Genomic DNA, 12533 nt, shown 5'->3' with positions numbered 1-12533 from the left:
GGCCCCGGCCTCGTTACTTATGTCGGGCTGCGGAGCATCCGACGCTTGAGCATAGGCACCGCGTTGATGGCCCTGAGTACGGTCTTGCCGACGGCCTCGGCGAAGACGCCCTCGGCATGGACCTGCTCCATCGCCCTGAGTGAACTCTCCACGGCTTCGAAGCCGTAGTCGAGCATTTGCGCTTCGTACTCGTGGACGGCCCGTTCCATCGGGATCTCACCTCGATGCGCGGCGGCCAGATTGCGGCCGAGCAAGGCGGCGTCGCGGAGCGCGATATTGGCGCCGATCCCGCGATAGGGAGTCATGCTGTGGATCGCGTCGCCGAGGAGCGTGACGCGGCTCGACTCCCAGGGCTCGACCCGCACCGAGGTCCGGATGGGCAGTGATAGAATGGTATCGGGGACCGCTTCGCGAATCAGGCGACGGAGGTTGGGGTGCCAGGCGGCGACCATCTCCAGGACTTCGGCACGGAGGTCTTCCCCCTGGACCTCCCCCGGCCTGCGGCCCGGTGGAAACGACTCATTGCGGGTGGAGAAGGACCAGAATACGTAGTCGCTGAGGTTGTCCCAGAGCGAGCCCTCGGGCCCTGCGGGCAAGGCTTCGTCGCCGAAGAACTCACGGATCGCTGCCCGCTCGGCGCCCGGATAGATGAGGGGAGCCGAGAACATGGCACGGCCGTGCGGGGCCTTCACGAACATTGGGCCTTCCAGGAGCGGCCGGGGGATCCACTCTCGCGTTTCGGGGGTCAGGGGTACCTTTCCGGCGACCCCAACGATCCCCGTGTCCCGTCGCTCGGCGCGCGGCAAGAGTTGCTTGCGGACCTGAGAATTTCCGCCATCTGCGCCGATGAGCAGGTCCCCCGCGGCGGCGGTCCCGTCGTCGAAGTAGGCGACCACGCGACCGTCGGGCGAGGTCTCATAGCGGGAGAACCGCTTGTCGAAATGGACGGCGTCGTCGAGCCCTTCGAGCAGAATGCGACGCAGCGTGATCCGGCTCAGCGACCGATGCCTGGCGATCGGATCCGTTGCCTCGTTCGCGGCCGAGAGGTCGAGCCGTAGGAGCGGTTCGAGGTTCTCGGTCACATAGTTGAATGCGTGACTCGCACCGCCGCAGGTGGCGTCGAAGGTTTTGAACAGGGTGTCGGGCAAGCACTCGTGGAGGGCCTGGCTGCCTTGCGGGTCGATATGGATCCGATAGCCCTGGAGCCTGTCGGTCCGGCTGCGATCGCGTTCGAATACTGCGGTGCTCACTCCCGACTTCCTGAGTGCCTGCGCCAGGCAGAGCCCACCGATCCCCCCTCCCACGATCAAGACGTGTGGCGACTTCCTCGAAATGGACATGGGCGAAGCTCCTGCTCTTCGAGTTACGGGGCATCCGGACGCGCCCGGCCCGCGGCGCGGCTTGCCCGAGGGAGCTTCACCTGGTACCTTTCAAGGGCACGCTTGGGGCCAGGTTTCGTCCTTCGGGGCCGGGCTTCAGGTCAACGTCCCTGTTGGGGTGCGTCACCACCTCAACAGGGATACTTCCTGATTTGCTGACGTCTTCACGTCGTTGTTTCGGACGAGGACTCCCCTCCTCCGGGGCGTTTCTGCTCGTGGAATTCGGACCAGACGCGCGTGTAGCCGCGGTCGGTCTCGATGCGCTCGATAAGCATTGCGACGAAGTCGCGCTCGGCCAGCAGCATCTCGCGGCGGAACTCGGCCTCCACGAGGTAGAGCGGTTCCACGCCCATCTTGAGGGCGATCTCGTAGCCGGCCTGCATCTCCTCCGAGAGCTGGCCGAGCGTCTCGCCTCGCTGCTTCAAGAGGGTCAGTGCCTCGGCCGGCGGTAACGCGGCGATGAGCGAGAGCCCCGCCTCGAACCGGGGGAACTCCTTCGACGGGACGGCGAGCAGTTCGCCCAGCCAGGCCCGCATCCTCGCGAGGCCCGGCTCGGTCAGGGCGTAGATCGTCCGCTCGGGTCGACGACCCTCCTTCACCGTCTCCCTCGGCACGATGAGACCGTCGCGCTGGAGTTGCTCCACGACGGTGTAGAGCGAGCCGTACTTGAGCTTGATGCTCTTCTCCTTGTGCCGGGCTCGTAGCGTCGCCGCGATCTCGTACGGATGCATCGGGCGCTCGAAGAGGAGCACCAGGACCGCCAGCGCCAGGGGGTTCGACGACTCGCTCGACTTCGGCATCTCGAATACTCCGTCTCATAATATCCGTCGACGAATATACGGCCAAAGCATTCGCACTTCAAGCCTGGGATGTCGGTGGCCATAGCTCATGCCCCTTTGAGAGATTTAAGATCCGGTTGAGCATGCTTACCCGAATTCAAATCCTTGATTGCGTGGGATCTTCGGGGTGAATTGGAGGGTGGGGCGGGTTATCCTGACGTTGATAAAGCGGGGCGGCTTTTGATAGGCGTCAAATCAGGCGAATTTCACCCGGTAGAATCCGCAGAATGGATGCAAGAAGTCGACAAAAGTACTTGCTGCTTAAAGAGAAGTAGCCTCAAGCTATAGTAGCGGGACTGCGCCGGAATGACCGCCCTGCACCGACGCTAATATGAACGGGATTGAAGGAGGCAGCGAGGGCGGCGAGGCGGATCGTTGGTGTAGCTCGTGGTCCCTCCGGGCGTTGTGTCCTGGCGACGGCGAGGAAATGCGGTGATGACGGAACACGCATCCGTGCCACTCGAAGCCAGGCCAGGCCAGCCGAGGGAGACGCCCCCGGTGGGGCTGATTCCCGGTTATGAATTGATCGCCTGGATCGGCAGCGGCGGCATGGGCGACGTATACAAGGCCCGTCAGCTCTCGCTCCACCGCGTCGTCGCCATCAAGATCCAGCGTCCGTTGCCCCCGAGCCCGCTCGATGAGCTCGAGCCCATCGGCAGGAGCGAGGCCCCGACCCCCTCCGCGCTCGACACCGACCGCCTCGCCCGCGAGGCCAGGCTGATGGCCGAGGTCCGGCACGCCAACATCGTGACGATCTTCGACCGGGGCTTCATCTCCGGCCAGTCGTACACGATCATGGAGTTCATCGAGGGGACGAACCTGCGCTCCATCCTCCCCCATCGGAGGCCCGTCGGCGTGGAACTGGTGCGTCGGGTGATCGCCGAGCTCGTCGCGGCCCTCGAGCACCTGCACAGGGCGGGGATCGTGCATCGCGATCTCAAGCCCGAGAACGTGCTGCTCGATGGCGACGGCCGAGCCCACCTGACCGACTTCGGCATCGCCGTGGCGATCGACCGGATCGGGACACTGACGCAGACGACTCAAATCCTCGGCACGCCGGACTACATGGCGCCCGAGCAGCGCATCGGCTTCGAGGTCGATGCGCGGGCCGACCAGTATTCGCTCGCCGTCATCGTGTATGAAATGCTCACGGGACTCGTGCCAGTCGGGTCGTACCGGTCGGTTGCCAAGCTGAACCCTCGCCTCGATCCCGCGATCGACCGGCCCCTCGCCCGCGCCCTCGAGTCCGACCCCGAGGATCGTTTCCCGACAATCTCCGCATTCGGCGAGGCGCTCGTTCGGGTGCTGTCGGAGGTGAAGCCGAGGCGTCATCGTCGCCTCGTCGTGGCCTCGGGCATGGTAACCCTGATCTTCGCCGTCGCGTGGCTCGTGCTCGGCCTCCTGTCCGGGAGGGGCCGCCTCGAACGCGGTGGAGGGATCGCGTCGAAGCGGCAGGGGCCGTCCACGAGCGAGCCTTCAAAGGGACCGACGCCCGGCGTCCCGGTCGAGAAGGCGTTCGAGGCATTCGACAAGACCACCGTCGAGTCGATGCTCGCGGACCTCTCGCGGGCGATCGGGCGAGAACCGGCGGAGGCCCACCTCTATTACCGACGTGCGCAATGCCAGCAGGCGCTCGGCGCGTTCGAAAAGATGCGAGACGACCTGGACACCGCGGTTCGCCTCGCGCCGAGCGTGGCCGAGTTCGTCCTACTGAGGGCTGTTGCCCACGCGAGCCTTAACGAGCCCGAGAAGGGGATCGCCGACTACTCGAGGGCGATCGAGCTCGATCCCAATCAGCCTCGGTACTATCTACAACGGGCCTGGCTCCATTCCCAAGTTGGGCACCATGGACAGGCCCTGGCGGATGTCGACCGCGCAATCCAGCTCGCTCCCGAGGATTCTCAGGCCTATGTCTTTCGCGCGACGTTCCGAAATAAGGTCGGGCGATATCAGGACGCGTATGATGACTATGTGCAGGCATTCAACCTGAAGCCCAACGACCCCGATTTGCACATGCAGGCGTCGGCATTCTTGCTCGACCTGCCCGAGGGGCAGCCCCGCAACGATGCCCTGGCGCTCAAGCTCGCGACCCGGGCCAAGGAGCTGACTCAGGGCCGATCCTGGTTGGCCCTGGCGACTTTGGGCAGGGCCCATGCCGCGAATCGGTCATGGGATCTCGGTTTGCAGGAGTATCGCCGCGCGTACGAGATCGCGCCGGCGTCGCAGAGGGCCCAGCTTCAAAGGCTCATCCAGGATCTCGAGCAAAAAGCGGCCGCGGAGACGAAGGAATGAAGGCCGAGCTGGAAAACTCGATCGGTCCTTACTTGTTTCGGGAGGCGAACGACGCGTTCTTCCTGGTCAATCCGACGACCCTCCATATCATCGAGGCCAATCCCGCCGCGCAACGACTGAGCGGCCTGCCCCAGAAGCGTTTGCAGCAACTCTCGTTCATCGAGCTCCTCGACCCCAAGGATCGGTCGATCGAGGCCGAGCTCACCCATTCCTGCCAGACGACCGTCTGGACCCGGGGGGCGCATTACCTGACCCTCCAGGTCGGCGAGACGCGAAGGATCGTTCAGTTGAGCGTGAGCCGGCTCCATCTTGCCCCCGAACCGCTTGCCCTCATCATCGCGCGGGACGTTTCCCGGCAGAAGCTCGCCGAGGACACCATCCGGACCAGCCGCGCCCGGCTCCGCCTCTTCATCGAGCAGGCCCCGACGTCGATCGCGATGGTCGACCACGACCTGCGCTACATCGCGGCGAGCCGTCGCTGGCTGATCGACTACGGGATCATGGAACGTGACCTGACCGGGAGGCACCACTACGACATCTTCCCCGAGATCAGCGAGGATTGGAGGGCCATCCACAAGAGCTGCCTGGCCGGTGCGGTCGTTCGTCGCGACGAGGACCAGTTCGTCAGGGACGACGGCAGCGTCATGTGGCTGACCTGGGAGGTGCGTCCCTGGTTCAATGACGAAGGTGAGGTCGGGGGCCTCTTGCTCTTCAGCGCCGACATCACCAGGCGCAAGCAGGCGGAGGAAGATCTAAGGATCCGCGGGCAGCAGCTCCAGGAGCGATTCGCCGAGATCGAGGCCATCTATCAGACCGCGCCGGTGGGGCTCTGCTGCATCGATAGGGACCTCCGCTTCCTCCGCGTCAACGAGCGGCTCGCGGCCATGAACCGGAAGCCGGTGGCCGAGCACCTCGGCCGTTCGTTCGCCGAGCTCGTCCCCGAGATGTCGCAGTGGTTCGTCCCCATCGCCCGCAGGGTGATCGAGACGGGCGAGCCGGTGACGGGGCTCGAGTTCACGAGCCGGTCGAGGCGGGCGACGGACGAGGGGATCGGGCCCACCTGGGTCGTCGCGCTCCACCCGCTGCAGGGGGCGGGGTCGAACGTGATCGGCGTGAACGTCGTCGTCGAGGACATCAGCGACCAGAAGCGGATCGAGAAGGAGTTGCGCCAGGCCCGCGACGCCGCCGAGTCGGCGAATCAGGCCAAGAGCCAGTTCCTGGCCAACATGAGCCACGAGATCCGGACGCCCATGAACGGCGTGCTCGGGATGGCCTCGATCCTGCTCGGGACCCCTTTGAGCGAGACCCAGCGCGAGTTCGTGGAGATCCTCCACTCGTCGGGCGAGGACCTGCTCGCCGTGCTCGAGGATATCCTCGACTTCTCCAAGGTCGAGGCGGGCCAGCTCCGGCTCGAGCGAGGGGAATTCCGACTCCGCGAGCGGTTCGGCGACCTCCTGCGATCGCTCGCCGTGCGGGCGCATACCAAGAAGCTCGAACTCGTGCAGGAAGTCTCCCCGAGCGTGCCCGACGTGCTCCTGGGTGACTGGCTCCGGCTCCGGCAGATCCTCATGAACTTCATCGCCAACGCGATCAAGTTCACCGAGGCCGGGGAGGTCCACATCCGGATCACCTCGATGCCGGTCGACGACGGCGAGATCCTCCTGAAAGTGGCCGTGCGGGACACCGGGATCGGGATTGCCCCCGATCGCCTCGGCGCGATTTTCGACCCTTTCGTCCAGGCCGACGGGTCGACGACCCGTCGCTACGGGGGGACGGGGCTCGGCCTCGCCATTTGCGCCCGGCTCGTCGAGATGATGGAGGGGAAAATCTCGGTCGAGAGCGACGTGGGGGCGGGCAGCACCTTCGCATTCACGGCGAGGGTCGGCGTGGGCTCCTCCGAGTCCTTCGAGGCCGACCCCGACCTCGCGAACTTGAAGGGGCTCTCGGCCCTGATCGTGGACGACAACTCCACGAATAGCCGGATCCTCAAGGAGATGCTGATGCGATGGGGGCTCGTCCCGATCGTCGCGGGTGGGGCCATGCAGGCGATGGCGATCGTCGCGAGTCGCATCGAAGCCGGGGCCCCGATCCCCCTGGCGCTGATCGACCTCCAGATGCCCGAGATCGACGGCCTGGAGCTCGCCTCAAGGCTCACCAGGGAGTGCGAAGGGAGGGCCCCTCGCTGCATCTTGCTGTCGTCGGCCGACCGCCCCGCCCATCTCGACGAACTGCGCAAGCTCGGATTCGGGGCGTGCCTGACCAAGCCGGTGATCCCGGCGGAGCTGCATCGGGCGATCCGGCAGGCCCTCCCCTTGCGACCCGACCACGCCGCGGCCAAGCCGCAGGCCCCCGCGACTGGAAGCGAGAAACTCGCCCTGCGGGTCCTGCTCGTCGACGACCACCCGATGAACATCCGGGTCCTGACGTACATGATCGAGAAACTCGGCCATGCCGTGGTCTCGGCGCGTTCGGGGATGCAGGCGCTCGAGATCCTCGAGACCGAGGACTTCGACATGATCTTTATGGACGTCCAGATGCCCGAGATGGACGGGATCGACACAACCAGGGCGATCCGCGAGCGCGAAGAAGGTACGTCGAAACAGATCCCGATCATCGCCCTCACCGCGCACGCCATGAAGGGGGATCGAGAGCGGTTCCTCGCCCAGGGGATGCAGGACTATCTGAGCAAGCCGGTGAAGCCCTCGGAGCTCGACCTGGTCATACGCCGCGTCTATGCCAGTTCCCGTTCGCTCTCCGAGGCTTCGAAACTTCGGAATGACTGAAGTTCAGGCCCATTCGGGAGTTGGGTTAGATCTTTCTGGCGATCTCGGGAAATTTATCCGAATTTATTCGCGCTTCATCTTGGCTTAAGGTGCGCTATCGTAGGTTGGTCCCTGGGCCGACGGAAGTCGGCGTCGATACTCTCGACTCAAGTGAACGATCAGGGAGACTACGCGATGATCAGGTCGATCCTGGCTGTGCCGCTCCTGTTGTTGCCCGCGACCCTTTCGCGAGGCAATGAAACCCTGTCCTCCCTCGACGGCATGACTCCCGTCGACAACGCCTCCGTCGCCCTGGTCGGCGCCCAGGCCGATAAGGCGATGGAACTGGCCCTGGCTTCGTTCTACGACGACGCCCCGAAGCACCACGCTGAAGCCGACGCCCGGAAGGACGAGCCCAAGAAGGGCGAAGCCAAGAAGGACGAGCCCACGAAGAAGGAGGAAGGGACCAAGGATGCCCCGCGAAAGGGTCGTCGTCCCTGGGGCGAAGGCCCCCGCGGGCATCGCGGCGAAGGTCGAGGCCCGCGGGCCGAACGCGAGCACTCTCGTGGCGAGCACGCCCGCCCCGAGCCCCCGATGCATGACGGGAAGGGCGAGGGCGAGAAGGAACACGCCCGCCCCCATCACCCGGGCGAAGGACCGCGGCATCACGCCGGTCCTGGGCCGAAGCGTCACGAAGGCGAGGGCGCGAAGCACTTCGCCGGTCATCGTCGCGGCGAGGGCCCGAAGCACGAGGCCCGCGAGGCGTCGCACCGTCACGAAGGCAAGCCCGGCAGATGGAGCCATGAGGGTTCCCGCAAGGGCTCCCATGCCCGCTTCGCCTCGAAGGAAGGCAAGCCCGGCGAGCACCGCCACGCCTTCCGCGGCGAGCACGCGAAGAAGGAGCACCATGCCCGGCCGCACCACCCGCGATTCGAGAAGACCTCGCACAGTGCGAAGCACGAAGGCCATCGCGGTGGACATGGCAAGGCTCATCACAAGGGGTCTCACAAGCACCACAAGGCGAGCCACCGCGAGCACTGCAAGGGCGAGGGGCACCACCACGGCCATGGTTACGGTGAAGGCCATCACGGCTCGCACCGTCACAAGGGCCACGGTGAAGGCCACCACAAGTCGCACCACCACGAAGGCCACGGCGAGCGCCATCACCGGGGCCACGACCGAGATTGATCCCAGGCTCGACCAAACTGGTTGAACCCTCGGACGATCACTCAGGAGCCGGCCCTCGGAGTCATTCGAGCGGCCGGCTCTTTTCGCGTGGATAAGAGGCAGAACCCATTTCATGCTTTTTCGGTTCAGGGACGTCCCACACCAACCATCCCGACCGGGTTCGCCACCTCATCGAACGGCCTCGACGAGTTGAAGAGTCCCGGCCAGAGGCCATTTCCCGTTACATCCCATGCGGACGTCGAGGGAAACCCAGGGGGGCCGATCCAGTCGGCATGGATCTCCGGGAGCGTGCGGTTTCGATCCGTTTTGCCAAATTCCCCAGGCTTCCCCGCGCGGCTTGTCGCTCTTAACTAGGATCGGGATGGATGGTCGACCCGGGCTTTAGGTCGGGGGCGTGCGATGAAGGTGCTGATCGTCGAGGATGAAGTCGATCTCGGGCGGGGCTTGTGGCTGGCGCTCGAGGAGGACGGGTACTCGGTCGACCTCGTCCGCGATGGGGAGACGGCGCTCCACCAGGCCCGGAACGGCAGCTACGACGCGATGGTGCTCGACCTGATGCTGCCCAGGCTCGACGGCTGGAGCGTGCTCAGGAACCTCCGAGAGGACGAGGCCAAGACTCCCGTGCTCATGCTCACCGCGCGGGACTCGGTGGCCGACCGGGTGCGAGGCCTGGACGAAGGGGCCGACGACTACCTCACCAAGCCCTTCGAGATTGAGGAGTTGCTTGCCAGGCTCCGCGCCCTGATCCGACGCGCGGCGGGCCAGCCTACACCAAGGCTCCGGCTCGGGGACGTGGTGGTGGATACGGTCGCCGGGATCGTGAGGAAGAACGGCCAGGCCGTCGACCTCACGGCCAAGGAGTATGCCCTGGTCGAGTTCCTCGCGAGGAACCGTGGCAAGCTCATGAGCCGTTCCACGATCTATGAGCATATTTATGCGGACGATGACGAGACGCTTTCCAACGTCCTCGACGTCTACGTCTCGAACCTGCGCAGGAAGCTAGGCAAAGAATTCATCACGACGCGCCGGGGCCAGGGATACATCGTCGATGTTTAGGTCGATCCGCTGGACATTGCTCTTCTGGTATGGCCTGATCCTGCTCCTGGTGATCGCCGGGTTCGGGGCCACGCTCTATCTCCACCTCGGCACCTCCATGCGCAAGGTGCGCGACACGAGGCTCCGCGAGTGGGCCCAGGCGGTCGCGCGCGGCTACAACGAACGACACGGCGAGCGCCATCGCGTGATCCTGCCGGACCCTTACGCCCGCGCCTTGGAGTCGCCCGCCGACGACGCGCCCTATTACGTCGTCTGGAACATCTTCGGCAAGGTCGTCGCGTCCTCGAGGCCCGGGTTGAATGTCACCTTTCCCGAGGAGTTCCGGCTTCCGGAGCCGCCGCGACGCCCACCGGCACCGCCCCGGCCCACGCCCCTGGAGGAGGTCGGCCCACCCTCGAAGGAGGAAATGTCGCTGGCGAAGGAGCATCCCGACCACGCGAACCGTCGAATGAGGCCATTCCTCAGGCGCCCGCCGAGGGAGTTCATCCCGCCCGTCGGGGACTTGCTCAAGACCCCCGTCTCGCGCACGAGCGGGCCCTGGCGCGAGGTGATCGTCCGGGGTTCTGTCGGCTCCACGGTGCTGGTCGGGCAGAACGACGAGGAGGATCGCCGGCATCTGCGCGAGTTCCTCATGACGATGCTCGCGGCCAGCGCCGCGGCGTTCTCCCTGGCGATACTCGGCGGCTGGTTCCTCGCCGAGTGGACCCTCGCGCCGATCAGCCGGATCAGCGAGGCCGCCTCGAGCATCTCGGCCACGAACCTCTCGAAGCGGATCGACGTGACCCGGACCGAGAGCGAACTCGGCAGGCTCGCGCAGATCCTCAACCACACGTTCACTCGGCTCGAGGCCTCATTCGTCCGCCAGAAGCAGTTCACCGCCGACGCCTCGCACGAGCTGCGCACGCCGCTAGCCGTCGTGATGTCGCACTGCGAGCTCGCCCTGCGCAAGGAACGCACGGCGGCCGAGTACCGCGGCTTCTTCGAGACCTCGCTCAAGGCCGCCCGGCGGATGCGGAGCATCGTGGAAGGGTTGCTGACCCTGGCCAGGGCCGACGCCTCTGTGCAGAACCTCGTGCGCGAGCCCGTGCAACTCGGGGAGATCGTCGAGGAATCCGTCGCCATGCTCGAGCCCTTGGCGGGTCCCGAGGAAGTCTCGATCAAGGTCGAGGCCGAGCCCCTCGCGATCCTCGGCGACCGGGAACGGCTCCGGGAGCTCGTGTTGAACCTCGTGACCAACGCGATCCGGTACAACCGCTTCGGCGGATCGGTGACGATCCGCCTGGCCCGCGAGGGGAACATCGGGCGACTCTCGGTGATCGACACGGGCATCGGCATCGCGCCGAGGGACCAGCTCAACATCTTCGAGCGGTTCTACCGCGCCGATCCGGTTCGCTCCCGGGAGATCGGCGGTTCGGGCCTCGGGCTCGCCATCACCAAGTGGATTGCCGAGTCGCACGGCGGGACGATCGCGTTCACGAGCCAGGAAGGTTCGGGGACAACCTTTGAGGTGTGCCTGCCTCTCCTCCTGGAAGTCCCCGCGGATCCACAAAATGACGAAAGGCACGCCCCTTCGGCGGAGGACGTGCCTTCGGATCAACCGCAGGCGCCGGTCGAGCCGACGCCGGAGTTTCAGCCAGCCTTAATCTGGAACCCCGACGCTTAGGCCGACGTCGGTCGAGCGTAGGCCAGGGCGAGGAGGCCGTACGCCGTCACGAGATTGGCGTCGCCTTCCATGAAGCGGTCGGCGCCGTTGACCCAGCTCCCATTCGCGGCCTGCCGCTTGGCGAGGGCGGCGGTGAGGTCGGCCCGCCAGTCGTGCCCCTTGCCGTCGGAGTCGAGGAAGGTCGACTCGCCGAGCAAGGCGAGGGTCTTGGCGAATGTCTGGTAGTAGTAATAGAGCCCGCGCTGGTCGAGGCCCGGGTTCTCTTCCAGGGTGTAGTGCTTGGCGATGTAGGCGTGGGCCGCCTTCACGCGTGGGTCGTCCTTGGTGAGGCCGGCGTAGATCATGCTCTTGAGGCCGGCGTAGGTCATGGAGGCATAGGAGCGGAGGCCGCCGTCTGCGTTGTTGCCGGCGACGCTCGACCCGCCGTTGGCCGCCGTGTAGACGAAGCCGCCGTCGTTGACCTTGTCGGCCCAGGGCTGGTCGTTGAACTCGCTCTTGAGGTTCTGGCAGCGCGAGACGAAGACCAGGGCCCGCTTGAGTGCGGGGTCGCTCGCCGGCACGCCCGTCTCTCGCAGGGCGTCGATCATGAAGGTCGTGTTCGAGAGGTCGGGTCGGCTGTTCGCGCCGCCGTAGCCGGCACCGCCGTAGAAGGCGTTGTTCGGATCCTTACCTTCACCCTCGTCCCACTGCATCGTCTTGAGGAACTCCTGCCCCTGGCGGAGCAGGGTGTCGTACTTGAAGCTCGCATTCGCCTCCTTGAACGCCAGGAGCGAGATGGCCGTCGTGTAGTTGGCGTGGGCGGCCTCGGAGAACCCGCCCTTGGGGCCGATGAACTTCTCGAGGTAGGCGAGCCCCTTGGCGACGACCGGCTCATTGGCCGTGACGACCTTGGAGCGCAACAGGCCGGTCACGACGAGTGCCGTGATCCCCGGCTCCTTGCGCTCACCCGACCAGCTACCATCCTCGGCCTGGCGCGGGCGCAGGAAGGCCACGGCCTTGGCCGTCATCTCCGCCGGGGTGGCCGCCGCGGCGGCCGAACTCCGACCCGGCCTCAAACCCAGGCCAAGGAGGCTGGCGGCCTGGATACTTCGGCCGAGGAATACCCGACGAGAGCTGGACTTGAATTGCACGGTTCGTCTCCCAAATGCGACACGGTGCGGACAAGACTCTGGACGTCACGATGGCTGGCACCGAATTCCCACGTTAGCAAAGCGGGTGCCTCCCCCGGCAGGCGGTCGAGCCCTCGCCCACGCCTGGATTTGCAGTGATTCCCGCATGCCGGGCGACGCTGGGCGTGGACAGAGTTTAGCCGCCGACGGCGAAGTTTTCGCCAGGCATGACGTCCGTGCCGATC

Annotated in this window: 8 protein-coding genes; 5 read left to right on the top strand and 3 right to left on the bottom strand. The window is 65.7% G+C overall.

All coding sequences use genetic code 11. From position 1 onward, the window contains the following. Window positions 1–17 precede the first annotated feature (17 nt). Both ACOYYX_RS08870 and ACOYYX_RS08865 read right to left on the bottom strand, forming a co-directional pair. Window positions 18–1340 (bottom strand): FAD-dependent oxidoreductase, encoded by a 1323-nt coding sequence (locus tag ACOYYX_RS08870; protein ID WP_422929574.1) that lies wholly within the window; start codon window positions 1338–1340, stop codon window positions 18–20. Between the two features lie 203 nt (window positions 1341–1543). Beyond that, complete coding sequence (locus ACOYYX_RS08865) at window positions 1544–2179, bottom strand: PadR family transcriptional regulator (protein WP_422929573.1); 636 nt, start codon at window positions 2177–2179, stop codon at window positions 1544–1546. A 474-nt stretch (window positions 2180–2653) separates the two neighbouring features. On the opposite strand from ACOYYX_RS08865, the gene ACOYYX_RS08860 reads away from it, so the two are divergent. The 5 genes from ACOYYX_RS08860 to ACOYYX_RS08840 all read left to right on the top strand — a co-directional run bounded on the left by ACOYYX_RS08860 (window position 2654) and on the right by ACOYYX_RS08840 (window position 11179). Next, window positions 2654–4510 carry a protein kinase domain-containing protein gene (locus ACOYYX_RS08860; RefSeq protein ID WP_422929572.1) on the top strand — a complete coding sequence of 619 codons (1857 nt, stop codon included), beginning with the start codon at window positions 2654–2656 and terminating at the stop codon, window positions 4508–4510. After that, entirely contained in the window at window positions 4507–7293 is a 2787-nt protein-coding gene (locus tag ACOYYX_RS08855) for a response regulator (RefSeq protein WP_422929571.1), read from the top strand. Before ACOYYX_RS08860 ends, ACOYYX_RS08855 begins: the two co-directional genes overlap by 4 nt. 174 nt (window positions 7294–7467) lie before the next feature. Beyond that, window positions 7468–8460, top strand: coding sequence for a hypothetical protein (locus tag ACOYYX_RS08850; protein WP_422929570.1), 993 nt, complete (start codon window positions 7468–7470; stop codon window positions 8458–8460). A 399-nt stretch (window positions 8461–8859) separates the two neighbouring features. Next, entirely contained in the window at window positions 8860–9516 is a 657-nt protein-coding gene (locus ACOYYX_RS08845; protein WP_422929569.1) for a response regulator transcription factor, read from the top strand. After that, window positions 9509–11179, top strand: coding sequence for a sensor histidine kinase (locus ACOYYX_RS08840; protein ID WP_422929568.1), 1671 nt, complete (start codon window positions 9509–9511; stop codon window positions 11177–11179). The genes ACOYYX_RS08845 and ACOYYX_RS08840 overlap by 8 nt, the downstream gene beginning before the upstream one ends. On the opposite strand, the gene ACOYYX_RS08835 is transcribed toward ACOYYX_RS08840, so the two are convergent. After that, on the bottom strand, window positions 11176–12309 hold the full coding sequence (locus tag ACOYYX_RS08835; RefSeq protein WP_422929567.1) for a prenyltransferase/squalene oxidase repeat-containing protein: 1134 nt from the start codon (window positions 12307–12309) through the stop codon (window positions 11176–11178). The two genes, ACOYYX_RS08840 and ACOYYX_RS08835, sit on opposite strands and share 4 nt — an antisense overlap. Window positions 12310–12533 lie beyond the last annotated feature (224 nt).

The sequence above is a fragment of the Singulisphaera chitinilytica genome (assembly GCF_049331405.1).
GTDB lineage: Bacteria > Planctomycetota > Planctomycetia > Isosphaerales > Isosphaeraceae > PoT.
This window is presented reverse-complemented; position numbering and strand designations above follow the sequence as displayed.